The following is a 25,046-nucleotide window of genomic DNA, read 5'->3' on the forward strand; positions in this document are numbered from 1 at the left end:
TCAAGCTCGGGATCGTCGTCCTCGCCGTGGTGCTGATGGGCCTGGCCGGATGGCTGGCGATCGCCGCCGCGTAGGTCAGAGCCGGCCGCGGTCGTGCTGGACGGCCCAGTTCGCCACCTGCGACAGCAGGTGGAGAAGCGCCTGTCCGGCGGAGGTCAGGGCGTACTCGACCGAGGGCGGCACGGTCGGAGTGGACCGTGCGACGCACGAGCCCGTCGGATTCCAGCGCCCGGCCGGCGAGGTTGCGCCGGATGCCGCGGAACATGGCGACCAGGGCCGCGCGGCCCGGCGCGTAGTTGAACAGGTAGACCGCCGGTGAGCGGGGCCGAATGCCCCGGATTGATCTCCACCTGGCCGGCTCCGTACTCGGGTTCGCTGGCCTCGACCGCAATGCCGGCCTCGAGCAGCGCGGCCTGCACGTCGCGCACCACCGGCCACAGGTACGAGTGGCGAGTTTCTGCGACGTCGGCGGGAGGCTTTGCCGCCGACGTCGGTGGGTTTGCCGGCGCGGGGCCGGAGTCGCACGCCGGGGTTGCGCCGGGAAGAGGTCGCGGCGCTGGCGGCCACCTACTACGAGGTTGGAGCAGGGCCGGGGCCCGTGGCCGTCGGCGCCGGTGCTCGGCGCGATCGCCGTGGCGCTGCGGCTCAGCGGCGACGAGCGGGCTCACCGGTTCCGGTTGGCGGGGCACGCCGCCCCGACGCCGGAGCCCGGCCCGGGCGACGGCGTGGATTCCGGCTTGGCCTACCTGCTCGAGGCGGTGGCGCAGACGACACCGGCGTTCGTGACCGATGATCTGGGCACCGTGCTCACCGGTCGCCGCGCAGGTAGCGGGTCACCATGTCGACCAGTTCGGCGGCGAAGACTTCCTCCGGGATGCTCTGCGGCGCGGCCATCAGTTTGTGGGTGTTCAGCTCGACCGTGGTCACGATCAGCTCCGCGGCGGTGTCCACGTCGGTGACCGCGACGTCGGGGTGGCGGGCCAGCAGGTCGCGGACCTGGGTGACCCGGCTGCGGCCGTGGCGTTCCATCGCCTCGACGAGTTCCGGCGAGACCCGGGCCTCCTCGATCATCATTCGTAACAGGGCCGGGTCGTCGCGGTGGTTGTCGATGGCGTCGCGGACCAGCGCGCGGATCGCCGCGGGCAGCGAACCGGGGGAGAGGTCGATCTCGTCGGCGGCGGTCCAAGCGCCGCGGTCGAGGTGCTGCACCAGCAGCGCGGCCAGGATCGCGTCCTTGTTCGGGAAGTACTGATACAGCGAGCCGATCGAGATCCGGGCCCGCTCGGCGATGCGGTTGGTGGTGCCGGCGGCATAGCCGTGCTCGGCGAAAACGTGAGCAGCGGCGGTCAGGATGCGTTGCCGGGTCAGTTCGGCGCGCACCTGACGAGGCTTGCGACGTGGCTGGAGACGGCGGTCGGCCGGCGGCATGCGGTGGTCCTTCCGGGGGCGCGGAAAGCGAGTAGCCAAGAGTTGAACCATTGCTCACAATAGTGTCGTGAACTGGGAAAACAAAAATCTGCACCGGTTGTCGACGGCGACCGAGGTGGAGGCCGTGGTGGGCCGGCCGGCACCGATGATCGTGCGGAAGGAGATCAGCGCCCTCGACGCCGGCTGCCGGTTGATCCTCGACCGGTGCCCGGCCGCGGCCTTCGGCTACCGGGACGTCGGCGGCACGAGCCGCACCACGATCATCGGCGGCGCGCCCGGATTCGTCCGGGTTCGGTCCGCGACCCGGTTCTCGTTCTTCCTGCCCGAGCCGGGCGAGCCGGACGGTCCGGTGTCGTTCTGCTTCCTGCTGCCGGGCGTCGGCGAGATCCTGCGGGTCAACGGCGTGATAGCCGGACGCGACGGTGCGCGGGTCACCGTCGGCGTCGAGCAGGCCTACGTGCACTGCGCGCAGGCCGTCATGCGGTCACGGTTGTGGCACCCGCCCGTTCGGTCCGCCCCCGGACCGGTGGCGGTCGCCGGCGACGGACCCCTGCGCGGGCCGGGGGTGGCCGAGTTCCTCGCCTCGTCGCCGTTCCTCGCCCTGTCCACCTGGGATTCCGCCGGCGGCAGCGACACCAGCCCGCGCGGTGACCACCCCGCGGTGGCGCACATCCTGGACGGCCGCACCCTGGTCATCGCCGACCGCAAAGGCAACAAACGCGCTGACACGCTGCACAACCTGGTGCACGACGACCGGCTGTCGTTCGCCGCGCTCGTGCCGGGGCGCGGCGGGGTGCTGCACGTCCGCGGTCGCGGCGCGATCACCGACGACGCGGCGTTGCTGGCGACGATGGCGCTGCGTGGGATGCCGCCGAACCTGGCGCTGGTCGTGGACGTCGAGCACGCCGAGGTAAGCGGCAGCGACGCCGTGACCCGCGCGCGGCTGTGGTCGCCCGGCACCCACCTCGGCCGGGACACCGCACCCGATCTGGTGGCGATCGGCGGTGCCCACCTCGCCGGCGAATCGGCCGCCGCCGGCCGCGTGGTCAGGGCGGTCGCGGCGATTCCCGGGATGAGCCGCCTGCTGCGCCGGGCAATGGATCGGGCCTACCGGTCCGGGCTGGGCAAACAAGGCTACGATCTCATCGAGCCGGGCGGCCACGAACCGGCCTCTGGCGGCCTTCCCGAGCGACCGGTACGCGTGGTCCAGGTGCGCCGGGAGACACCGAGCACGGTCACTCTCGTGCTGGCGGACACCGGCCCGACACCCGGCTCCTTCGACTTCCGGCCCGGCCAGTTCTTCACCCTCGTCGCCGACATCGACGGCCGGCCGGTGCGGCGAGCCTACTCGGCCTCGTCGGCGCCGGGCTCGCCTCGCCTCGAGGTCACCGTCAAACACGTCGACGGCGGACACTTCTCCGGTCACGTGCATCACGGCCTGCGCCCCGGTGACCGGCTCGCCGTACGCGGACCGGCCGGATCGTTCCACGCCGGACCGCACCCGCTCGTGCTCGTCGCCGCGGGCAGCGGCGTCACCCCGATGATGAGCATGATCCGCACACGCCTCGCCGGCCGGGCCGAGGACGGCCGGATCGACCTGCTCTACAGCAGCCGCCGTGCCGAGGACGTCATCTTCGGGAGCGAGCTGAACCGGTTGGAGCGGGAGAACCCGGGCCGGCTGTCGGTGACCCACGTGCTGACCGAACGGGACGGGCGGCTCGGCGCCGAGGGTATGCGCCGCTGGCTCGATCGCCTCGCCCCGACCGACAGCGCCCACTACTACCTCTGCGGACCGGAACCACTGATGGAGACGGTCCACGCCGTGCTGACCGGCCTCGCCGTGCCCGGCCAACGGGTGCACCGGGAGCGATACGCCAGCGCGGCGGGCGTCGAGCGGGCGTCGACCGTGCCCCAGGAGATGACCGTCGAACGGGACGGGAGACCTCTCGGCACGGTGGTGGTCGATCCCGGGCAGACCCTGCTCGACGCGGGCCTCGCGGCCGGCTTGCCGATGCCGTACTCCTGCACCGTCGGCAGTTGCGGCGACTGCGTGGTGCGGCTGCGCGACGGCGACGCCGCGCAGAACGAGCCCAACTGCCTGACCCCGCGGCAGCGGGCCGCCGGCTACGTTCTGGCCTGCGTGGGCAGCCCTCTTTCGAAGGTCACGCTGGACATCACCGAGCCGAACAGCCGCGGCGCGCGAGCCGTTGCCGACGCCGCGGAAGGATGACACCGATGGCGGACGTTCGATGCGTATCGCGTGCGCCGGGATAGTGGTCAAATACGGCGGATCGGGCGCCCGGCGTATTCCTCGACCAGCTCGTGGCTGTCGATATGATGCTCGAACCCTCGCCGGAACGTGATGTCATAGATCACCGTTTCCGGTTCCGGCGGCGAGGTGTCCGGCTTCTCGAGGAACTGCGGCACATCGTATTGAAAGGCAATGTCCCGTCGAACGTAGTGGTCGTCGTCGAGAACCGTGACGTCCGGACCGGCATGCGCGACCGGCATCGTGACCAGATCATATTCCAGCACGTCGGCGAGAAGCGCGCGATGGCGGCCGGAGACGTTCGGAAGGACGTGGTGCACCCACCAGGCGCGCAGCAACGGATGCAGACTTTCCTGCCGATGAACCAGCAGCAGGGCCTCTTTGATCTTCGTGGTGTCGAGCCGGTCCACGACACGGTCGCGGCACCGCGTGAGGTCACGTGCCAGCGGATCGGTCTGCCGTGACATGAACACGTCGAGGGACGCGAGCAAGGCGGACGGCTTGAGCCCGGCCAGGTCGTGCGCCGGCTTCCAGATGTGCCGCAACACGCGATGCTCTCCGATGACGCGGGCCCAGAACAGAAAGGCGTGCATCCGCCGGTTCTCGTCGAAGGTCATCGACTCGTGCTGCAGAACATATTCGAAGTCGTCGTCGGCGCCCCGGATCAGCACCAGGCCGTAGTCCCGCCGATTCTCGTAGAACTCGGTGTTCGGCAGGATGAGGTGGGAGTACACGGCGACGCGTGACACCTCCAAGGCCAGTTCGTCGTAGCCGGCGAGGAACGATTCGCTCGTCTCACCTGGAATACCCCAGATCAACTCGGCGTACGAGTCCATGCCCCGCTCGTTGAGCCGTTCGACCAGGTCCTCCCAGTCGTTGACCTTCATGTTGCGCCGCCGCATCGTGGTCAGCGCCGCCGGCGAAAGACTCTGCAGCGCCAGGGTGAAGGCGCTGTGCAATCCGGCGCCTTTCATCTTTTCCAGGATGCGGTAGAAGACCGGACCCTTGTTCTTCGCCCAGGAGGTGTCGAAGTTGAGCGGATAGCCGTAACGCCGGCGTACCTCGATGAAGGTGTCGACGAAGTCCTCGTCCTCCCGGAACATACCGAAGTTCGCATCGCACAGGATCACCCGTTCAACCCGCTGCTCGGCGCAGAACTCGAGTTCGCGGCGGAGGCGGTCGGGGGAGAATTTACGGACCTTCTGGCCGGTCGCCCCACCCCAGTAGCAGAACGAGCAGGAGTAGGGGCACCCGCGGTTCGTCTCCAGCAATACGACGTCATATCTCGGTTGGCCGTCGGCGGTCCGCAACTCGATGGCGCCGGTGAGTATCGGCGACGGAATGACATCCAGATCCACGATGCGGGGTCGAGGTGTCGTGGTCCTGACGCTGCCGTCCGACGCCCGGTAGGTTATGCCGGCGATGTCGGGGAGGGCTGCCCGGAAGCCCGGCCCGGCGTACGCCCGCAACAACTCGACGACGGTGAGCTCGCCTTCGCCGTTGACCACCACATCGACGGCCGCGCATCGTTGCAGGACCCGGTTCCCCTGGTCGGTGACGTGATTGCCGCCGAAGATTGTCAGCACGTCCGGGTTGAGCTGTTTCGCGAGTTCGGCGAGCTTGCAGAAGTCGTCGAAGTTCCAGCCCAGCACCGAGAAACCCAGCACGTGCACGGCGGGCGCCTCGAGCAGCAGGACCCTGGCCATGTCGAGCAACGTCGCCCCACCGCCGAAGTTGCAGATGTCCACCTGATAGGAGCGGCGGGTGTCGGCGTCCGACTCGATCATTGCTTTGAAGTAGCCCGCTGCCAAGGGCATCGACTCGCGAGTCATGTCCCAGATGCCTTTCTGCACCAGGGCCACGCGTTTACGCTCAGAATCCACTAGTTGTCCCCTGCGGATGAAGCGGTCAGTGGTTTGCCGAGATCGCTGCTCAACCCGCGTATCGCGCCGACACCACGTGGCAACGGCCCAGGATCGATGCGAGAGGATTGCCGGACGACTCGCCCGGGAGTCCGTGACGAGTTCGGAGGGCGTCCGCGGTGATCGCCTGGGCCTGCCAGCCCAGCGATTGCAGCAGTTGCGCACTGGCGGCTCGCGGTCGCATGTCGAACATCGCGGGCGAGTGCTCATCGCGGGCGGCGCCGGGGGCGTCGAGCACCCGCTGAACACCGCGAAGCTCCTCCAGCGGAGCATCGTCGAGCGACAGATAGCTCCCCGCGGCGGACAGGGCGGTGATGTCCCGGAAGAGAGCCTCGCGCACATCGGGCGGAAGGTAGATCAGCACCCCTTCGATCACCCACACTGTCGGCCGGGAAGCCTGCCAGCCTCGCGCGACGAGCGGCCCACGCCAATCCGACGCCAGGTCGGCGCTGACGGGCCGGCGTTCGCACCGCGGTCGCGCGTCGAGGCCGGCCAGCGCTCGCGAGTTGAACGCGGTCACCTCGGGCTGGTCGACTTCGAACACCACACAGTCGGGCTCCTCGATGAGCCGGTAGGCCCGGGCATCCTGCCCCGCCGCCAGGATCACGACCTGCCGCACACCCGACGTGACCGCCTCCTCGATGACGCGGTCTCCGAACCATGACCGCAAGCCGACGTGACGGGCCCGGACGAACCACGCCGAAGTGTTGCGCGAACCTGGATCCAGCGGCCGGCCGTCCTCGTCGAGCACCGACGGCTCGAGCACGCCCTCGGTCACCCCGCGGCGGAGGAAGACCGCGGCCAGGAAGTCGTCGATGAGGGCGTCGGCACGCTGAGACTCCAGCGCCCGGGCAAAAGTGCCATCCAGCGACTTGGCACCGATTCCCGGCTTCAACAATTGTTCACGACCGTCAGTCATCACAGCGCTCCGAAATGGCGAATGTGTTGCCGCACATCAGCAGGTCAAAGATCATGTAACTCGTAGAAACGTGCCGGACCATTTATGCGGCCGACAAAACAGGAATGGCTCGCCTGTCCGCGCCCGAAGCCTTCCGAGTACATGTGCGAGCTGACGCCGTGCGTCGTCGTGTAGTGCCGCCATGAGTCTCGAGGTCGCGGCCGGCGAGCACACCGAGTGCCTTCGGCAGACCGCGGCTCGGCGATCGATGCCACGACGCAGGGCAAGCGGCCGCTCAACTACCAGAACTGCTCGGTCTCGCCGCGTTCGCCCGTGTCGCACCAATCAGACATCCGCGGCGTTTGAGTGCCTGGAGAGTCTGGCGCCTTGCCGCGTTGTCTGCTTCTCAAGAGTGGTTCGATGCTGAGGCCAGTCGTTGGCGATACCTGTGATATGCGCGCTCGCCGAGCGGTCTGAACACGTGCCAGGCGATGGCCGGGACGGAAGTGCGCAGGAGTTCGATCTGCTCCTCCCGGGCCTGGTAGACGGCCATGCCCATCATCATGGGTCTCTTCGACATGGGCACCTTGCCCAGTGAAGCGGCGATCATGGCCTTCCATTCGCGGTCGGTCAGATAGGCGTCGACGAGGGGCAGGACTTCGCCTTCTTCTTGCGCGAGGTGTTCTTGTAGCGGTGGCACGACGCGCTCGGCGATGTCAGCGACGGCGTCCCGGTCGGATGCGTGGGCGGTGGCACGCCAGCGGCGGGTGGTTTCGGACAGCGCCTTGAGTTCGGTGTCGATGAACTGGTGCTGGCCTGCCATTCTCGCCACGATCGGCTCGGCCGCCGCGGGACAGCGTTGCTGCAGTTTCGGCCACACGTGGATGTCTTCGCTGGTGTGGTGGGCGTGCAGGAAGTCGATCATCAGTGCGATGTGGTCGGCGATCGTGGCTGTCGCGCGTGCGTCGCCCGCCGCCACGCCGCGGGCGAGGGCGGCGAGTGCGCCGAACTCACGCCGGATGGCATCGTGCGCGCCGATCATGTCTCGGCTGTCGGCCATCTTCTCGTTGTGCATGATCGCACTCTCGTGGAGCGTGCCTACAGTTCTCATACAATCCGAATACGACGTATCACCGCGCCGGGCTCCGGACCGGCCGCCGAGTCGAGCCGCTCGATCACCATCGGGCGGACCATCTTCGATGATGGGCACCTTGCGGGCGCGCTCGCCCTTGGTGCCCTTGTCGATCAGGCCGCCCGGTCCCGGTGTGGTCTGCCTGCGCACAGTCCACGTCCACGTTGCCCGGTCGATGCTGATCATGGGTGACGCCGACGTGCCGCAGCGGTGGATGGCGGAGAAGGGCGGAAAGCCGCTGTCGCCCAATGGCATCAAGCTGATGCTCAAGCGTCGTGGTGCTGCCGCTGGCGTGACGGATACGCACGCGCACCGGTGGCGGCACGACTTCGCCCACGAATGGCACAAGGGCGGAGGCAACACCGGCGACCGCGCCGGTGGATTTGGGGCTCAGGGCATGGCCTTGGGCAGCGTGAGCGCCGAATGCGCCGGTCGTCCGCCCGCGGGGGGCATGACGCTGAGACTGCGCAGTCGGTTGTTGCGCTGCTGCAGTTCCTCGTCGGTGGTCGGGAAGAGGGTGGCGCCGCCCCGGCCGGCCAGCCCTTGGTTCGCCGTTACGAAGTCACGGGTGTCGCGCTCGTAGGCGGCGAAGCCGGCGGCGTGATCCCGGTCGGCCAGGGAAGCGGCGAGCATGTAGGCGCCCACGAGCGCGAGGCTGGTGCCCTGCCCGGTGAGGAACGAGGGCGCGTACGCCGCATCGCCCAGCAAGGCCACCCGGCCGCTGGACCAGCGGGGCAGGTGGATCTGGCTGACCCCGTCGAAGAACAAGTCGTCGGCCTTGTGCATGGCGGCCAGCATGCCGGGGACCTCCCATCCGGCCTCGGCGAAGACCGAGGTGAGCAGCTTCCGCTGGATGTTCGGGTCGGAGAAGGCCTCGAACGGTGGTTCCGTCCGGGCGAAGTTCAGGAAGGCGTGCACGTCGCCGTCGCCGGCGGCGTAGAGCGCGGCGGCCCGGCCGGGGCTGTTCCACATCACAGTCTCGTCGCGGAGCCCGAAGGTGTTGGGCATGGTGAACACGGCGAAGCAGTAGCCGAGGTAGCGGTGGAACTGTTGTTCGGGGCCGAGGACCAACTGCCGGGTGTGTGAGTGCACACCGTCGGCCCCGACCACGACGTCGAAGGTTCGCCGGCCGCGTCCGCGGAAGGTGACGTCGACGCCGTGGGCGTGGTCGTCGAGGGTGTCGATGGAGTCGCCGAACAGGAACTCCACATCGTCCCGGACCGCGGCGTAGAGGGCGTCGGTGAGATCTCCCCGCCGCACCTCCAGATCTCGTCCCCCGACACCGCCGGTGACGGCATGCGGGTGCAGCGAGACCACCTCGCTGCCGTCGCCGTCCAGGAAGGTCAACCGGCGCACGTCGATGTGCGCCTCCTGCAGGCGATCGAGGAGGCCCATCCGGCGGACGACCTCCAGCGCGGTGCCGCGGACGTCGATGGGATAACCACCGCTGCGGACCGTGCCCGCCTTCTCCACCACCGTGACCGCGTACCCGCAACGGTTCAGCCAGAACGCGAGGGCGGGCCCCGCGACGCTGGCTCCGGATATCAGCACCGTGCGTTTCGGCGTGGTGCTGGTGCTGCTGGTCGGCTCAGCAGAAATCAATTTCTGGCTCCTTTGCTCATGGTACGGAGGGCTAGCAGGGACAGTGTCGTCACGACGCCGGCGATGACCAGGGCGGTGACGTAAGCCGACTCGGCCGGGATGTCAGACCCGGCCGGAGTCCCGGCGGTGAGGACGGCGCCGCCGATCTGTGCGCCGGTGGCGAAGCCGAGCACCCGGATGACCAGGACCATGCTGGTGGCGGTGCCGGTGTTGCCCTGGTCGACCGAGGTGGCGGTCTTGATGACCAGCGCCGTGATGCAGGCGCCGTTGGCCAGGCTGATCAGCGCCTTGCCGACGACCAGATGCCAGACCTCGGTGTGGACGAGAGCCATGCCGATCAGGCCGGCTGTCATGAGCACGATGCCGGCGGCGACCACGGCGGTCGAGCCGAAGCGCCGCACCCCGAGCCCGCCCAGGGGTCCGCTGATCGCCGCCATCGCGGCGGCGGGCAACAGGTAGCGCCCGATGTCGGTGGGACTGGCTCCGAAGCCGTACCCGTCGCCGGACACCGCGAACAGCTGCGTAACCAGGTAGATCGACAGCGCGGCGCCGACGCAGGTGGCGAAGGTGACCACATAGGAGCGCCAGATCGCCGGCCGGGCCAGCAGGCGCAGGTCGAACATCGGCGTGGCCGTGCGGCGTTCGACGGCAACCCAGCCGGTCACGAAGATGGCCAGGAGCACGACGACGCCGATGAGCAGGAGGGGCTGGGAGCCCATGTCGGGCGCCGTCGCGAGCCCGGCCATGAAGGTCAGCACGATGCCGCTCAGCAGCAGCATGCCGGGCCAGTCGATCCTGGCGTCGGTCCGGCTCGGTTGATCGCCCGGCAACAGCCGGTGGACGAGTACGGTCGCCGCGACGATCGCCATGGTCGGGATCGCGAACATCCAGCGCCGCGACAGCCCTTCGGCGATGGGACCGGCGATCAGCGTCCCCAGCATGCCGCCGCCGACGAAGAATCCGCTGACCACGCCGATGGCCACCGGGGACCGGTCGGCCGGGAGGAGCTTGCGCATCAGGATGAAGGAGAGCGGCATCGCGCCCACCATCGCGCCCTCCAGGGCCTGTCCGGCCAGCAGCACCGGGAGGTTCGGCGCGAGTGAGGACACCAGGCCGCCGGCCGTCACCACCACCATCAGCCAGATCATCACCCGTTTCCCGCCGTGGCGGTCGCCGAGGACGCCGGCGATGGGCGCGGTGAGGGCGCCGGTGATGAGCATCGCGATGCTCAGCAGTGCGCCCTGGGCGGGGTCGATCCCGAGCTCGCGCTGCAACAGCGGGAGCGTCGGTGACACCACCGATTCGAGCGTGCCGAGGGCGCCGGCCAGGATACCTACGGCAGCGACGGCGGAGTTGCCGACGGTGCGAATCGGAGGAGCCGCGGGTGCGGTCATGGACGTCCTGCCTTCTTTCGAGGGATGTCGGCCGTGATCGCGGCGAGGCCCGGGACAGCCGGCCCGGTCGTGCCGGCCGGGTGGCCGGCGGAGGCGTGGCCGAGGACGGTCACCGCCAGCGCGACCAGCGCTGCGGCGGCGACCGCGAGGCCTTCGTGCAGCTGGCTCAGCGCCGCGCCGGCGACCGCTCCGAGGGCGATGAGAGTGACGGCGGCGCCTCGGCGCAGTGCCGGTTGGCCGCGGCCGCCGCCCAGCCGCGAGTCCGCCGCGAGGCTGGTCAGCGTGGACGTGACAACCACGGTGGTGACGTCCTTGACGGCCAGGTGGCGTGCTGTCGCCGCCTGTACGCCCATGGCCAGTGCCAGCAACAACGCCATCGTCGCGCGGGCGGCCGGGGTGCCCGCCCCGAGCAAGGCCAGGCCGAGCGCCGTGCCGGCCAGAACCACTCCCACGACACTGAGCAGGCCCGTGCATCGGCGGCTCCAGCCGGGGCCGGCGAGGCGCAGCACGCGCCCGGCCACGGCAGCGCCGACCAGGAAGAACACCAGCGCCAGGACCGGTCCGAGCACGGGCAGATCCGTCGTGCCGGTGGCTGCCATGCCGAGGATGACCACGTTGCCGGTCATGTTGCCGGCGAACACCTTGTCCAGGCTCAGGTATCCGACCGCGTCGACGATGCCGGTGGCGAAGGTGAGGGCGAGCATCAGGCCCACCGGCGTGACGAGCCGTCTCATCGGCCCGCCGCGTAACCCTGGGCGCCGCGTGGGTTCGCCGCCGCCTGCAGGAGGCCGCTGTGCGGATCGCGGGTGACCACGGACAGCCGGCCGAGGCTCCACGGTCCGGAGACGGTCACGTCGTGGCCGCGGTCGCGCAGTGCGTCGATGACCGCTCGGCCCGCTCGCTCCTCGATCACCAGCCCGCCCGGTGTCCAGGTCCGCGGCCAGAACGAGCTCGGCATCGCGGTGGTGTGGAACGCGGGCGCGTCGATCGCCTCCTGCGGGTCCATCCCCAGGGCGAGGGTGCGTACGAGGTAGAGCAGTTGCCATTGGTCCTGCTGGTCGCCGCCCGGTGTGCCGAGCGCGGCGACGGGACTGCCGTCGCGCAGCAGCAGCGTCGGCGACAGGGTCGTCCGCGGCCGCCGACCCGGGGCCAGGCGCGTCGGGGCGGCCGGGTCCAGCCATGTCATCTGGAGCCGCGTGCCGAGTGCGAAACCGAGTTCCGGCACCGCCGGGGAGGACTGCAGCCACCCGCCCGACGGCGTGGCGGAGATGATGTTGCCCCAGCGGTCGACGATGTCGATGTGACAGGTGTCGCCGCGGGTCTCGCCGGTCTGCTGCACGGTCGGTTCGCCCACGCCCTCGGCCCGGACCGAGGGCTGCCGGGCGATCAACGGCGGAGCGTACGGTGTGATGCCGATGTCACCGGGCCGGAACGCGGTCGATGCACCCGGGCCGATCAGGCCGGCGCGCTCCTTGCTGTACCGGGAGGACAGCAGCCGGTGCGCCACGGCCTCCGCGTCCGCCGGATCCCGATGCCCGTAGTACGCCTCCCGGTCGGCCATCGCCAGCTTCAAAGCCTCGATGATCGTGTGGACTCCTCCGGCGGTCGACGGATCGATCTGTGCGTCGTCGAAGTGGTCGAGAATGGTGAGGGCCTGCAGCAGCACGGGACCCTGGGACCACAGACCCGCCTTCGCCACCGTGACACCCCGGAACTCCGCGGTGACCGGGGGCTCGACCGACGGCGTGAAGTCGGCGAAGTCGGCGGCGCTGAGCACGCCGGCGTGGTCGGTGCCCGAGGAGTGCCGATGTGGCGTCGCCGCGAACTCGGCCACGGCGGTGGCCACGAAGCCGGTTCGCCAGGCGCGCCGGGCGGCGTCGATGCGGGCAGTCCGGGTGCCGCCGGCGCCCTCTGCGCAAAGCCGGCGCAGGGTCCGTGCGTAGACCGGGTTGACGACAGTATCGTGCGGTTGCGGGACTCGCCCTTCGGGCATCCACAGCGCGTACGACGTCGGCCAGTGCGTCCGGAAAAGATCCTCGACCGTGGCCAGGACGCGTGCCAATGGGGGTACGACCGGAACTCCACGCTCCGCGTAGTCGATCGCGTAGGCCAGGATGTCGGTGAGCTCCCAGGTACCGAACTCGGCGAGCAGCCACAGCCAGGAGTCGACGGCGCCCGGGACTGCGGCGGCCAGGGCGCCCGCGCCCGGGACATGGTCGAGTCCTTCGGCCCGGAAGTGCTCTATCGTCGCTGCCCGCGGAGCGTGGCCCTGTCCGGCCAGCACCAGCGGGGACGTTCCCGCCGCCGTTGCGAAGACGGCGACGAGATCGCCGCCCGGCCCGTTGAGATGGGGTTCGGCCACGTGCAGCACGAAGGCGCCGGCGGTCGCCGCGTCGAACGCATTGCCGCCCCGCTCCAGCACGGACTGGGCCGTGGCGGAGGCCAGCCAGTGCGTCGACGCGCACATGCCGAACGATCCCCTCAGCGTGGGCCGGGTCTTGTCGGCCATGTCCGTCACCTCCCGTTCCTCATCGCGCGTGGTGGGCGGCGTGATGGGCGGCCAGGACGTCGCCGCCGAAGTCTGTCTCCGGGTCCCGCCACACCGCGTGCGCGTGGTTGACCCCGCGATGGACGTTGGTCCACTCGATGAGGAGCCGCGGGCCCTGCAGGCGGTAGTAGTGCGGCTGGCCCGCCGTGGTCGAGCCGGCCCAGGCGAGGTGCACAGCGTCCAGCGCCTTCGGGTCGTTGTAACGGGGCAGTGGCGATATCCCGCCCGGCACGCGGTCGAGGTAGGTGCCGAGCAGTGCCCGCAGCAGCTCGCGCTGAGCGGCGTCGAGCTCGGCGCCCGGCACGCCCTTGGGCGTAGGGGTGAGGGCCAGCGCCCGCTGGTCCGCACCGGCGAGGCCGGTGGCCGGTTCGTCGGCACGGTCCGGCACGTGCGGGCCCGGGCGCCAGAGTTCGCGGCGCTTCACCACGCGGCCGCCGATCCGGGTGCTGTTGCCCGCCACAATGTCGTTCGGGGCGCGCGCCAGCAGCACCGCGTGGGCGGGGTCGGGGCGCAGGGAGCGGACCAGCTCGCGGGCCAGGTCCTCGGCCGTTCCCAGCGGACGCAGCGTCGCTCCGCCCAGGAGCGGGGAAACGGCCGGGTCGGCGCCGAGGAAGCACGGCGTGGTCGCGACGACGCGCCCGTCGACCACGAGGTAGTTGAGCGAGACGTGGTGGCCGCCGAACCGCCATCCCCACGGTTGGGTTCCGCCGGGCTCGCCGAAGACCCGCAGGTAGTACATGCCCGGGTCGCGGGTGCGCTCCCGGCCCCAGTGCACCGAGAAGCCCTCGACGCGGTCGAGTACGTTCTCCAGGCCGAGCACGGTGGCGACGGTGGTGTACCCGGCTTCGGAAAGCCCGCTCGCGACAAGCCGCATCACCAGCCGGTGCTGGACGGGGTGCTGCTGGTGGAAGGTGAGCCCGCCGTGATCGGTGGGCGTGTAGAACCAGCGGGTACGTTCGGCCTCGGCCACGCCGCCGGCGCTCGGCGCCGGCCCGACCGCCACCGTGCGCTGGTCCGCGTCCAAGGAGTCCAGCCACGCCTGGGCTGCCTCGGCCATCCGGTCCGCGACCTCGCGGGCGACGTCGGTCATCGCCCGCGCGCGCCTGACATCAAGGCCCGCCGGCCGTGGGCCTGCGTCGCGCTGCTCACCGCGAGGCCATTTCGAGGAACTCGCGCACCCAGAGGGCGATCGTGTGCGGGAACTCCGGCGCGATCGCGTGTCACCCACCCTCGATCGAACGCAGTCGGGCGTCGGGAATCCGTTGCTCCATCAAGATGGCGCCCCTGTATGGCGCCGGCCGGTCCGCCGTGCCGCGGTCTGCCTGTTGTCCTAGCCACTGCTGACTCCTTGTCACGTAGTGAAGAGTCGACCTTATTTGAGATGGTCCTATCATATATGCCTTGCGAGAAAGCCGAACCGCAGGGCGGAGGCGGATCGCCTGTGGGCAACACGGTCGCCCGTCTGGGAAAGGTGTGCGCGGCAGAGGCGAGAGCACCGGATGAGCGGCTGGGTTCCAGGCAGCGAGTCTTCGCCGATGCCGCGCGATCTCAGCCCGAAGCCATCAGCGCGCTGCCCGTCGCGGCGGCGATAAATGTATTGAGCCCGGTCTCAAATGCGATATATACCTCAGATCAGAGAGACCAAAAGCCACATGGCGTTCGGGCGCAGAGATCGCTGATACGAACCGCTCCACCGAGGGCTATTCGAGGGCGAGTGCCGCCTCGGCCGGCCGGTTACGCGTCACCTGCCATGCGGGCAGGAGCATGGCTCCGAGCGTCAGCAGCGCGGCGAGTGTGGCTGTCGACAGGTAGATCCACGGGGACCCGGCCGGTAGGGCGGAGCCGAGGCGCTTGAGGCTGACCGGCACGAGGATCCCGGTCACGGCAGCGGTGCCCAGCGCGATGCCGCCGGCGGCCAGGATCGCGCCCTCCAGGCCGACCATCCGCATCACCTGGCCACGAGTCGAGCCGGCGAGCCGCTGCAGCCCGAACTCCCGCCGCCTCGCCGCCGTGCTCGACACCAAGGTGTTGATCACCGTGATCGCCGCGTACCCCGCGATCATGAGCACCATGATGTAGATCGCGAAGTTGGCGGTCTTCTTCTGCTCGTCAAACTCCGTCAACAGGACGTCGCGGCCAGTCACTGCCAGTCCCGCCTCGGCGGAGGTCACCTTGGTCAGCTCCGCCACCAACTGCTCGGGGGTGATGTTCCCGTCAGAATTGACCAGGATGCGCGTCGCATGTCCCTCGGTGGTGTGGGCGGCCAGGGTGTCGGCGGGGAGCAACAGGGTGTTGTAGTCGTCCGGGGCGGAGAACAGCGCGGCTACTCGCAGGTCGAGAGGGGTGTTGTCGCCCATCCGCAGTTTGATCGTGTCGCCGACGTCGACGCCGAGCTTGTCGGCGTGCTGGTCCTCGATCGCGATCGTTTCGTCGTGCAGGTCGGAGATGCGGCCCGCGGTGACCTTGACTGGCGTGATGGCGTCGGCGCCGGCGGCGGTGACGCCCTGCAGGGTCCAGCCCTCGTTCATCGGCGAGCGGTCCTTCGGACTCTCGATGAAGCCGACACTGTCGATGTGCTCCGAGGCGCCGGCGACGCTCGGCAGATCGCTGATCCGTTCCAGCAGGCCCGCGTCGAGGCGGTCCTGAGTGGTCACCACAGCGTCGGCGACCAGGTTGTCCGCGAAACTTCGCCGATCAGCCTCGTCGCTCGTCGCCTGGAGGTACAGCATCCCGGTCGACACCGCGGTGAGCAGGATGACCGGCCCCATGACGGCCGCCAGCCGGCCGCTGCGCCCACGTGCGTTGAGCACAGCGAGCTGGCCGGTCACGCCACCCAACGCGCGCACGGGCCACTGCACGGCAAAGGTCGTGACCTTCGTCAGCACGGGTGCCAGCAACGCGAACCCGATAGCGAGCAGGATCACGGCGGGCGCGGCGGTGGCCGGCGAGAGCGGTCCACTCATCACGGCGATTGTCACGATGGTCAGGGCCATCCCACCGGCGAGGACGATCACCGCCAGCAGCAAGCGTCCGGCGCCGATCAGCTTGCCTTCGACAGAGACCTCCGCGAGCGCCTGGGTCGGCTTGACGCGCGACGCCCTTCTGCCGGCACCCAAGGCGCCGGCCACGGCCGCGAGGATCGCCACCGCCATGGCGGCCACGGTGGGGATCCAGCCCTGGTGGAAGGCCACGCCGTCCGCGGCGATCCCGCGCTCGGCGAGCTGCTCGAACACGAACTCGCCCAGGAACCGGCCCGGGAAGGAGGCTAGTGCGGTGGCTAGTAGGGACAGCAGCAGCGTCTCGCGAAGGATCAGCCGGCGCAGTTGGCGGGGTGTCGCGCCCACGGCTCGCAGCAGCGCCAGGTCCTGCTGGCGCTGGGCGATCGAGAGGGCGAGCATGGAAGCCACCCCGAAGATGGACACCAGGATCGCGAAGGCGGTGAGGATTCCGGCCAGGCCCATCACCGTGACGCCGCTCTCCCTGGCCTCGCGCAGTTCGGCCTGCCCCCGTTGGTCACCGACCAGGGTGACGGTCGTGGCATCCAACTCGGCGTCGATCCGCTTCCGGAGCTCGCTGATGTCCACTCCGGGATCGGCCACCACACCGATCGCGTCGACCGTGCCCGCCCGCGGGACACCCTCGAAGACGAATCTCTCGGTCTTTCGCACACCAGGCAGCGCCGCGATCGTGTCCGCCAGCCCCGCCTCGATACGGACCCGCTCGGGCAGGATCGGAGGTTCGTCGGGGTCGCCACCGGAGTCGTGGTACTCCTGGTCGCCGGCGACGACGACGTCGGCCGAGGCAAGCTGTCGGGGAGGAACATCTGTACGAATGCTGGTCTCGATCAGGCCGCCACAAGCCATCATGATGGCAGCCGCGAAGAACATGGCCAAAAACGCCGCCACGAACATGCCCGCGCGAAACCGCAGGGTGCGCAATGCGAACGCCAGCATCAGCGCTGCCCTCCCCGGCTCGTGGCCAACCGCGGGAGAGGGCCTTCGTTGGCGAACGCACCCAGGTGGGTCATCCGGTCGGCCACGGATTGAGGTGTCGGCGAGCGCAGCTCACCGGCCAGGCGCCCGTCGGCCAGAAACAGGACGCGATCGGCGTACGACGCGGCGACCGGATCGTGGGTCACCATCACGATCGTCTGGCCGGCCGTCTGCGATGCCTCCCGCAGCAGCGTGAGAATGTCGCGTGCGGTCCTGGTGTCCAGCGCGCCGGTCGGCTCGTCCGCGAAGATGACCGCGGGGTCACTGACCAACGCCCGAGCGATGGCGACCCGCTGCTGCTGCCCACCGGACAGCTCCGCCGGACGGTGGTTGCTTCGATCAGCCAGGCCAACCTGTTCCAGGATGTTCGAAACCCGGCCCTGAGCCGGCTTGCGGCCGGCGAGCCGCAGCGGCAACGTCACGTTCTGCCGTACGGTCAGGACCGGCAGCAGGTTGAACGCCTGGAAGACGAAGCCGATCCGGTCCCGCCGCAGCTTCGTCAACTCGCTCTCGTTCATCTCGCTGAGCTCATGCTCCTCGATCAGAACCGAACCCGACGTCGGCTGATCCAACCCGGCCGCGCACTGCAGCAGAGTGCTTTTGCCGGAGCCCGAAGGCCCCATGATCGCCGTAAACGTTCCTCGAACGAACCGCGTCGTCACGCCATCGAGCGCCACCACCTGGTTGTCGCGCCGTCCGTAGACCTTGCGCACAGCCGTCAGCCGCACCGCATCAGTCGTGTCTCCGGTGTTATCCAACATTCTTCCCGCCGGACAGCCGTCCGACCCGGTGCCGGACGATTCAGTAACCACCCTGTCGTCCACGGCGGCGCCGCACATCGTTTGGCCACACCGTCTCCGCCTGGTGCGCGCGGACCAGACCGGAACCGCTTCTGGTGCAGATGCACTACACGCATGGCCCGTGTCCGGGGGTGGCCGTCCCGTAGCCTGACCGTGTGTCGCGTGAGTGGACATCGCGGGCGAGGCGACCCGGCACGCGGTGGTGGCGGGAGGCGGCGGTCGTCGCGGTGGCGTTCGTGCTCTGCCTGCTCGGAGGTTTGCTGCACGACGACGACACCCTGGCGCCGCCGCAGGCGCCGACCTACCTCATCGCCGCGGTGTCGTCGGCGATGCTCCTGGCGCGGCACCGCTTGCCCGTGGCCACCGTGACGGCCACGACCGTGTGCGGCATGCTTGTGGCGCCCTTGGGCCTGTTGCCCAGCCCACTCGTCATTGCCCCCGCACTCATAAGCGCTTACTCGCTCGCCGTACGCAGCGAACTCCGGGTGACGGTCGTGATCCTGCTCCCGTCGGCCGCGCTGCTGGTCGCCCCCACCCCGTTCTTCGAGACCGACTTCTCGTGGGAGGACACGAGCAGGCTGGTGACCGTGGCCGCGTCCCCGCTCATAGCCGCCCTGCTCGGCCGCTCGGCGCAGCACCGGCGGGCCTACCTGACAGTCGTGCAGGAGCGGGCACGCCGGGCCGAGGAAACCCGGGACAGCGAGGCCCGCCGTAAGGTCGCCGAGGAGCGGGTCCGCATCGCCCGCGAACTGCACGACCTGGTAGCCCACCAGATCACCCTGGCCAACGCGCAGGCCTCCGTCGCCGCCCACCTCTTCGACACCCGCCCAGAGCAGACTCGCGTCAGCCTGGAGGAACTGGTCAAGACCACCCGCAACGCCCTGGACGACCTGCGGGCTACCGTCGGCCTGCTGCGCCAGCCCGACGACACATCCGCACCCATCGATCCGGCGCCCGGGCTGTCGCAGGTCCCCGCCCTGCTGAGCGCCTTCCGCCGCGCGGGCCTGGAAGTGTGGATGCACGAGGACGGCACAGCCAGGCCGCTACCACCGGCAGTGGACCTCACCGCCTACCGCATCATCCAGGAAGCCCTGACCAACGTGACCAAGCATGCACCCGCCGGTAGCGCCCAGGTACGCCTCAGCTGGCACAGGGATCACTTGAGCATCACCGTCACCGACGACGGCAAGGGCCCCGCTACGCCGAGGCGCCCACCCGGTTACGGTCTGATCGGCATGCATGAACGGGCGACCGCGGTCGGCGGAACCCTCACCGCGGGCGCGCGCCCTCAGGGAGGATTTCTGGTCTCCGCCGACCTGCCTCTTCGATCTGCTGAGAACACAGCACGGACGACTGAGGCGGCAGCCGGAAGTGAGGACCGATGATCCACGACGCACCAGGTCAGGGACGCGCGGTGCCGCTCCGGGTCCTCCTCGCCGATGACCAGGCGCTGCTACGCGGTGCTTTCCGCACCCTCCTCGACAGCGCCGACGACATCACCGTGGTTGGCGAGGCGAGCCACGGCGGGCAGGCGGTGGCCCTGACCCGCGAGCTACACCCAGACGTCGTGATCATGGACATCCGGATGCCCGACATGGACGGCCTCACCGCCACCTTGACGATCTGCGCCGACCCGGACCTGCGTGCCACCCGCGTACTGATTCTCACCACGTACGAGACCGACGAGTACATCGCTCAAGCCCTGCGCGCCGGGGCCAGCGGCTTCATCGGCAAGGGCATCGAGGCCCCGGACCTGCTGAACGCCGTACGCACGGTAGCCGCCGGCGACACCCTCTTGTCCCCAGCCGCGACCCGCTCTCTGGTCGCCCGATTCCTCGCCACACCGGCCGAAACCCCACCACGCCATCCGCAACAACTCGCCGCACTCACCCCGCGCGAACGCGAGATGGTCGCTCTGGTGGCAACCGGCCTGTCCAACCTGGAGATCGCTGACCGGATGTACCTCAGCCCCTTCACCGTCCGCGCCCACGTGCAGCGCGCCATGACAAAGCTCGGGGCACGCGACCGCGCGCAACTCGTTGTCATCGCGTATCAGACCGGGCTGGCCGGCGCCAACCACGACGGCAGCACCGACGGGGGGTGACGGCCTCCACCATGGCAGTCGGTCTTCGAGTCGAAGCAACGTCCCGTCGTCGCCTCGCCCGGTAGTGCGGATCGATCGGATCGTCGGCGAGCCGGCGCGTTGGACACACCGAGGTGAGCGATCTTCGACATCGCGGTAGGAGAGCCCGTAGCGCAGGTACCGCCGGATCGCCACCTCGATCGCCTCGGCCGGGAGGCGGAACCCTGCGAACGTGGCCGGCATCCGCCGATCGCCCGGCAGCCGTCAGCCGGCGCGCGCCCACCCGCGCAGGGCGCCGCCGTACGCCTCGGTCAGCCGCGTGATGATTTCCTGGCGCGACATCTCCGTCTGCCGCAGCAGGTCCTGGATCTCCCGCGGATCGAACATCATGTTGGCCAGGAACAGCGCGTATTCGACCATCGTGTCCGGGAGGCCGATGTCGTCGAGCAGCCCCCGCACCGGCTCACTCCAGGCATCCCGCAGGGCCACGATGATCGCGTTCCCGCTCCTGAGCCGCTCCAGGTAGCCCAGCCGGGACCGAAGCTGCACCAAGGCCGGGCCGTGCTCGGCCAGCAGATCCACCCACTTGTTCACGACCGAGTCGAACAGCGGCCGCCCTTTCGCCGTCGATGTCGCGCTGAAGTCGCGGAGCTGCTCGACGACGCTGAGCACGTAAGCCGCGAGCACGTCGTCCAGCGAGGAGTAGTAGCGGTAGGCGGTGGCCGGCCCGATCTCCGCGCGGGATGCGACGGCCTGCATGGTGAGCTGATCGGGATCCTCCCGGGCAAGCTCACCGACGGCCTTCAGCAGCTGCCGATGGTTGCGGCGAGTGTCACTGCGTAGCTTGCGTCCCCCATGTGGCGAGACCTGCTGGTCGGACATCGGCCCCCTCCGCCCTGTGCAAGAACAGCCGAAGGATATCGCCCCCTCAGCGACCCGGATGAGGCCGAGTGTGCCGGCGCGGTACACATTACCCGCATCTGACCTCGCCTTCAGACGCGTGCACCGCGGAGATGGGAGACGATACGGTCCAACCCGATGCGCAGGTCGTCGTCGGATGCCGCGAACGAGATCCGGACGTACCCCTCGCCCGACGGGCCGTACTCGACGCCGGCCCGCACCATCACCTTCCGCTCAGCGAGCTCGCGGGCGACCACCTCGGAGGGCAGGTCGGCGTCGTAGCGGAGGAACCCGTAGAACGCACCCTCCGGCGGGACGAGGTGCACGCCGGGAACGTCGGAGAGCTTCGCCAATACGGTCGCGCGGCGCCGCCCGTACGTGTCGACCATGGCATCGACGACGGTGTCGGGCAGCTCGAGCGCGGCGAGGGCCGCATGCTGGACCGCCGTGTTCACCGAGCCGTTGTAGGTGCGGTGCACGTGCGCCGCCGCGTCCACCACCTCCCGCGGCCCCGCCAGGTACCCCACCCGCCAGCCCGTCATCGCGTACGTCTTGGAGAACGTCTGCACGTACGCCGTCCGGTCCCGCAGCGAGGCGATCTCCAGCGCGGAGGTCTGCGTATGCCCGGGGTAGACCAGCCGGTGGTACGCCTCGTCGCTGACGACCAGGGTGTCCGAGCCGTCGAGGAGCTTTCCGAGGGCTTCGAGCTCATCCTCGCGGTGCACGATGCCGGTCGGGTTGGACGGATTCGAGAAGATAATCATCGCGGCGCCGGGAAGCGCGGAGGCCAGCGCGTCCAGGTCCCAGTGCAGGTCCGGAGCAAGCGGGACGAAATCCACGGTTCCCCCGGCAAGGACGACCAGGTCGGCGTAGAGCGAGTAGGCAGGCTCCGGTATGACGACGCGGTCGCCGGGGCCGATCATCGCCAGCACGACGGCCGCCAGCGCCGCAGTGGCGCCATGGGTGACCACGACGTCCTCCGCGGCCCACGTCCGGCCCGGATGCGCCGGCAGCCTGGAAGCGAGCGCGGCTCGCAGCTGCCGCAGTCCGCGCTGGTCGGCGTAGTGGGTCTCGCCGCGGCGTAGAGCGGTCATCGCGGCCTCGATCACCGGCGCCGGCGTTGGGAGATCGGGCTCACCCATGGCCAGCGATACGGCGCCCGCCGGCGCCGGTGTGAGGGCCGGGCGTCGCGAGCAGCGGCGCAGCTCCGTGATCCGGAAGGCGGGCGGCATGGTGGTCATCGGTTCACCGCCGGACGGCTGGTGCGCGCCGAGAGGATTCGCTGCCGGAGCTCCTTCTCCTTCTCGCCTATCCGGTCGACCGCGTCCACGACCTCCTGGACGCGGTGCCGAGGAACAACGACGACACCGTCGGCGTCGCCGACGAGCACATCACCCGCGGCTACGACCACGCCGCCGACTGCCACCGGGACACCGATGGCGCCAGGTCCCTCCTTGAAGGGTCCGGCCGGGGTAACCGCACGCGCGTAGACGGCCAGGCTCATCCCGGACAGCGCCTGGACGTCGCGGACGGCGCCGTCGATCACCGCCCCGACCACGCCGGTGTTCACCATGATCTCGCCGATGAGGTCGCCTATCAGCGCACGGGTCATGTCCCCGTGGCCGTTGACGACCAGGACGTCGCCCGGGCGGGCTTCGTCGAGCGCCCGGTGGATGGCCAGGTTGTCACCCGACCGGACGTCCACCGTCAGAGCGTTTCCCAACAGGGCGGGACCCTCGGTGAGCAGCCGGATGCCGCCGTCCATGACGGTCATCCGCTGCAGCGCATCGCCGACGTTGGCCGCCGGCACCTCCCTCAGGCGGCGGGACTTCGCCTCTGCGACACGCTCCCAGGCCGGAGTGATGCGCACGCTGTCCATTGCCGCAATGATGAACACTGTGGATTCCAATCTCAAATAAGAGACGCGTCTCATATCACGGCGACTCTAGCCGTTTATGACCCCGTTCACAACCACCCGATCGATACGATATTCTCAGATGAGATAGCGCTATGATGATGGAGTTCACCGACCCGGGAGGAGCCCCCGTGCTGTCCGACACCCACCCCAACGCCCTGTGGCTGGCCGAGCTGTATCGGGGAGGCGCGGCGATTGCCTCCGACCTCAGCCTGAGCGAGGACGAACGCATTCGGCGGCAGGAAGAGCGCGTCAAGGAAGTGATGGAGCGCATGTCATCAGACTTCGTGATCCACACCGGTGGCGTTCGCCTGGCGGCGACCGGGGGGATGGACTTCATGCGCCGTTACACGAAGCGGCGAGCGAGTCTGGCCGACGCCAACGTCGAACCCCTCGAGTTCGACCAGATCTTGGCCGACGACCACTACGGCATCGTCCATGGGACTTTCCGCACGTCGCGTGACGAATGGAAATGGACCCGCGTCGGCATGGGCGCATGGCGCTTCAAGGACGGCGTAGCCGTCGAGCACTGGGAGCTCTCCGATGGACCAACGTGGGACAAGTTCTTCCTCGCTGGCGACCCAGCGTCGTTCACGGGCTCGGCCGAGGAGTTCTGGACCCACGGCGTTTGACCCCTTCGGGCGACACCAGGCGGCTGGATGACGTGGCTCAGCCATCCAGCGGCCACCTTCGCGGAGCTGAACGGCGGTGGCGCCCCACGGTGGCGGGAACTGGCCGAGGTGCTCCAGGTGCCGGTATCAACACTGCACCGGCAACACCGCGACAGCACCGGTCACACGCCCCGATTTTCTACAGCCTGCTCGTCGAGGTCTGCCACGCCGCCGTGCCCGAGCAGCGTGAGCGTGGTGCTGATCTCCTCGCGGAGGAGTTCCAGCACGGCGAGGACGCCGGATTCGCCGGCCGCGGCCAGGCCGTGGAAGATGAGCCGGCCCAGGATGACCACGTCGGCACCGAGGGCGAGTGCCTTCACGACGTCGGAGCCGCGCCGCACGCCACCGTCGAAGGAGATCTGGGCGTGGTCACCTACGGCGGCGGCGATCGCGGGGAGGGCGTTGAGAGCAGCCGGGAGGTCGTCGAGTTGGCGGCCGCCGTGGTTGGACACCCCGATCGCGGCGGCGCCGGCGTCGAGGGCGGCTTGGGCGTCCGGCTCGGTCATGATGCCCTTGGCGAGCCAGGGCAGGCTGGTGTGCCGCATCGCGCGGCCGAGGGTCACCCAGTCCCAGCCGGTTCCGCCCGCCGAGAACAGGTTTTGGAAGGTCTCGCTGTCGTTCGGATAGTTGCCACCCACCACCTCCTGCGGCGGGATGAAGCCGTTGCGCCGGTTGCGTTCCCGCCAGCCGGCGACCGGGCAGTCGCAGGTGACGACGATGGCGTCGAAACCGGCGTCCTCGAACCGGCCGAGCATGCGGAGAAAGCTGTCCCGGCTGCCGGTCGGGTGCAGCTGGCCGAACCGGACCGCTGCCGGCGCCGCGGCGCACAGGTCCTCCAGGGAGAACGAGCCGGCCTCGGGGGCCATGCTGGCGATGCCGGCCGTGGCGGCGGCGCGGGCGACCGCCTGCTGCCCGTCCGGGTGGAACAGCCGGTCGGCGCCGAGCGGCCCGGCCAGCAGCGGCAGGTCGAGGTCGACGCCCATGAACCGGGTCGCCAGTGACGGCTCGCCCAGCCCGCGCATCAGCCGGGGCCGTAGCTGCCAGTCGTCGAAGGCGGCTGTGTTGCGGGCCAGGGTGCGCTCGCGGCCCGCGCCACCCTCGAGGAAGTCACGGACCTCGGGCGTCAGCGCGGCGAGGCCGGCGGCGGTGATCTGCGGCAGGGTCGCCAGGTCCCGGCTCATCCTCCGGCCCCGGCCACGCGGGCGGTGCTGATCGCGTCGATGTGCGCGGTGTTGGCGCCGCAGCAGCCGCCGAGCACGGTCAGCGTCGTGTGGTTGTCTCGCACCTGCCGGTAGCGCTCGGCCAGCTCGCGCAGGGAGGCCTCGTTGCGACCGGACACAGCGAGGTGAACGCCGGATCGCGCCAGCGCGTCGGCGATGCGCCGGCCGAGTCCACCGGTCGCGCCGGTGAGCAGTACGGTACGGCCTTGCAGGGCTTGGAACGGCATGATTCCAGGCTGGCCCTTGTCGCGAGTGGACGGTATGGGTGTTGC

The 25,046-nt window shown here is 69.7% G+C and carries 21 protein-coding genes and 1 pseudogene; 4 read left to right on the plus strand and 18 right to left on the minus strand.

All coding sequences use genetic code 11. The annotated features are described in order from the left end of the window. Positions 1 to 75 precede the first annotated feature (75 nt). Positions 76 to 183, minus strand: a complete 108-nt coding sequence (locus C8E87_RS45740) for a winged helix-turn-helix transcriptional regulator (protein ID WP_239080341.1) — start codon at positions 181 to 183, stop codon at positions 76 to 78. A 624-nt stretch (positions 184 to 807) separates the two neighbouring features. Next, entirely contained in the window at positions 808 to 1,380 is a 573-nt protein-coding gene (locus tag C8E87_RS27620; RefSeq protein ID WP_239080340.1) for a TetR/AcrR family transcriptional regulator, read from the minus strand. Between the two features lie 115 nt (positions 1,381 to 1,495). Here C8E87_RS27620 and C8E87_RS27625 point away from each other — a divergent pair, with 115 nt between their 5' ends. Further along, the gene (locus C8E87_RS27625; RefSeq protein ID WP_239080339.1) at positions 1,496 to 3,658 is read left to right on the plus strand and encodes a 2Fe-2S iron-sulfur cluster-binding protein; all 2,163 of its coding nucleotides are present in this window, start codon (positions 1,496 to 1,498) and stop codon (positions 3,656 to 3,658) included. 47 nt (positions 3,659 to 3,705) lie between these two features. Here C8E87_RS27625 and C8E87_RS27630 read toward each other — a convergent pair whose 3' ends face one another. The 11 genes and pseudogenes from C8E87_RS27630 to C8E87_RS27680 all read right to left on the minus strand — a co-directional run bounded on the left by C8E87_RS27630 (position 3,706) and on the right by C8E87_RS27680 (position 17,946). Then, on the minus strand, positions 3,706 to 5,580 hold the full coding sequence (locus C8E87_RS27630) for a KedN5 family methylcobalamin-dependent radical SAM C-methyltransferase (protein ID WP_279536897.1): 1,875 nt from the start codon (positions 5,578 to 5,580) through the stop codon (positions 3,706 to 3,708). Positions 5,581 to 5,629: 49 nt separating this feature from the next. Continuing rightward, positions 5,630 to 6,538: an SAM-dependent methyltransferase gene (locus C8E87_RS27635; RefSeq protein ID WP_133875791.1), complete on the minus strand. Its 909-nt coding sequence runs from the start codon at positions 6,536 to 6,538 to the stop codon at positions 5,630 to 5,632. A gap of 385 nt (positions 6,539 to 6,923) precedes the next feature. Next, the gene (locus tag C8E87_RS27640) at positions 6,924 to 7,628 is read right to left on the minus strand and encodes a hemerythrin domain-containing protein (protein WP_341771759.1); all 705 of its coding nucleotides are present in this window, start codon (positions 7,626 to 7,628) and stop codon (positions 6,924 to 6,926) included. 32 nt (positions 7,629 to 7,660) lie between these two features. Continuing rightward, positions 7,661 to 7,826 (minus strand): annotated as a pseudogene (locus tag C8E87_RS46685) (site-specific integrase); the annotation flags it as partial. 213 nt (positions 7,827 to 8,039) lie between these two features. Continuing rightward, positions 8,040 to 9,251: an FAD-dependent monooxygenase gene (locus C8E87_RS27645; protein WP_239080338.1), complete on the minus strand. Its 1,212-nt coding sequence runs from the start codon at positions 9,249 to 9,251 to the stop codon at positions 8,040 to 8,042. Next, complete coding sequence (locus C8E87_RS27650; RefSeq protein ID WP_133875792.1) at positions 9,248 to 10,645, minus strand: MFS transporter; 1,398 nt, start codon at positions 10,643 to 10,645, stop codon at positions 9,248 to 9,250. The genes C8E87_RS27645 and C8E87_RS27650 overlap by 4 nt, the downstream gene beginning before the upstream one ends. Then, positions 10,642 to 11,379, minus strand: a complete 738-nt coding sequence (locus C8E87_RS27655) for a YoaK family protein (protein ID WP_133875793.1) — start codon at positions 11,377 to 11,379, stop codon at positions 10,642 to 10,644. The genes C8E87_RS27650 and C8E87_RS27655 overlap by 4 nt, the downstream gene beginning before the upstream one ends. Next, positions 11,376 to 13,154 (minus strand): gamma-glutamyltransferase family protein, encoded by a 1,779-nt coding sequence (locus tag C8E87_RS27660; RefSeq protein ID WP_133875794.1) that lies wholly within the window; start codon positions 13,152 to 13,154, stop codon positions 11,376 to 11,378. The genes C8E87_RS27655 and C8E87_RS27660 overlap by 4 nt, the downstream gene beginning before the upstream one ends. Positions 13,155 to 13,173: 19 nt before the next feature. Beyond that, positions 13,174 to 14,283 carry a DUF3500 domain-containing protein gene (locus C8E87_RS27665; RefSeq protein WP_133875795.1) on the minus strand — a complete coding sequence of 370 codons (1,110 nt, stop codon included), beginning with the start codon at positions 14,281 to 14,283 and terminating at the stop codon, positions 13,174 to 13,176. A gap of 610 nt (positions 14,284 to 14,893) precedes the next feature. After that, positions 14,894 to 17,146, minus strand: a complete 2,253-nt coding sequence (locus C8E87_RS27675) for an ABC transporter permease (RefSeq protein WP_133875796.1) — start codon at positions 17,144 to 17,146, stop codon at positions 14,894 to 14,896. Further along, on the minus strand, positions 17,146 to 17,946 hold the full coding sequence (locus C8E87_RS27680; RefSeq protein ID WP_166661349.1) for an ABC transporter ATP-binding protein: 801 nt from the start codon (positions 17,944 to 17,946) through the stop codon (positions 17,146 to 17,148). The genes C8E87_RS27675 and C8E87_RS27680 overlap by 1 nt, the downstream gene beginning before the upstream one ends. A 194-nt stretch (positions 17,947 to 18,140) precedes the next feature. On the opposite strand from C8E87_RS27680, the gene C8E87_RS27685 reads away from it, so the two are divergent. Next, positions 18,141 to 19,370, plus strand: coding sequence for a sensor histidine kinase (locus C8E87_RS27685; protein ID WP_133875797.1), 1,230 nt, complete (start codon positions 18,141 to 18,143; stop codon positions 19,368 to 19,370). 29 nt (positions 19,371 to 19,399) lie between these two features. Beyond that, positions 19,400 to 20,089: a response regulator gene (locus C8E87_RS27690; RefSeq protein WP_133875798.1), complete on the plus strand. Its 690-nt coding sequence runs from the start codon at positions 19,400 to 19,402 to the stop codon at positions 20,087 to 20,089. Between the two features lie 243 nt (positions 20,090 to 20,332). Here the strand turns inward: C8E87_RS27690 and C8E87_RS27700 are convergent, their stop codons facing one another. The 3 genes from C8E87_RS27700 to C8E87_RS27710 all read right to left on the minus strand — a co-directional run bounded on the left by C8E87_RS27700 (position 20,333) and on the right by C8E87_RS27710 (position 22,847). Continuing rightward, positions 20,333 to 20,950 (minus strand): TetR/AcrR family transcriptional regulator, encoded by a 618-nt coding sequence (locus C8E87_RS27700; protein ID WP_133875799.1) that lies wholly within the window; start codon positions 20,948 to 20,950, stop codon positions 20,333 to 20,335. A gap of 110 nt (positions 20,951 to 21,060) precedes the next feature. Then, on the minus strand, positions 21,061 to 22,209 hold the full coding sequence (locus tag C8E87_RS27705) for a pyridoxal phosphate-dependent aminotransferase (protein ID WP_133875800.1): 1,149 nt from the start codon (positions 22,207 to 22,209) through the stop codon (positions 21,061 to 21,063). After that, a complete protein-coding gene (locus C8E87_RS27710; protein ID WP_203720735.1) occupies positions 22,206 to 22,847 on the minus strand; it encodes an RraA family protein in 642 nt (213 codons plus the stop codon). Before C8E87_RS27710 ends, C8E87_RS27705 begins: the two co-directional genes overlap by 4 nt. A 167-nt stretch (positions 22,848 to 23,014) precedes the next feature. Here C8E87_RS27710 and C8E87_RS27715 point away from each other — a divergent pair, with 167 nt between their 5' ends. Then, positions 23,015 to 23,515 carry a hypothetical protein gene (locus C8E87_RS27715; protein ID WP_133875802.1) on the plus strand — a complete coding sequence of 167 codons (501 nt, stop codon included), beginning with the start codon at positions 23,015 to 23,017 and terminating at the stop codon, positions 23,513 to 23,515. A 161-nt stretch (positions 23,516 to 23,676) separates the two neighbouring features. On the opposite strand, the gene C8E87_RS27720 is transcribed toward C8E87_RS27715, so the two are convergent. Then, entirely contained in the window at positions 23,677 to 24,735 is a 1,059-nt protein-coding gene (locus C8E87_RS27720) for an alpha-hydroxy acid oxidase (RefSeq protein WP_133875803.1), read from the minus strand. Then, entirely contained in the window at positions 24,732 to 25,001 is a 270-nt protein-coding gene (locus C8E87_RS27725) for an SDR family NAD(P)-dependent oxidoreductase (protein ID WP_133875804.1), read from the minus strand. The genes C8E87_RS27720 and C8E87_RS27725 overlap by 4 nt, the downstream gene beginning before the upstream one ends. Positions 25,002 to 25,046: the final 45 nt, after the last annotated feature.

Source organism: Paractinoplanes brasiliensis, assembly GCF_004362215.1.
GTDB classification, from domain to species: Bacteria; Actinomycetota; Actinomycetes; order Mycobacteriales; family Micromonosporaceae; genus Actinoplanes; species Actinoplanes brasiliensis.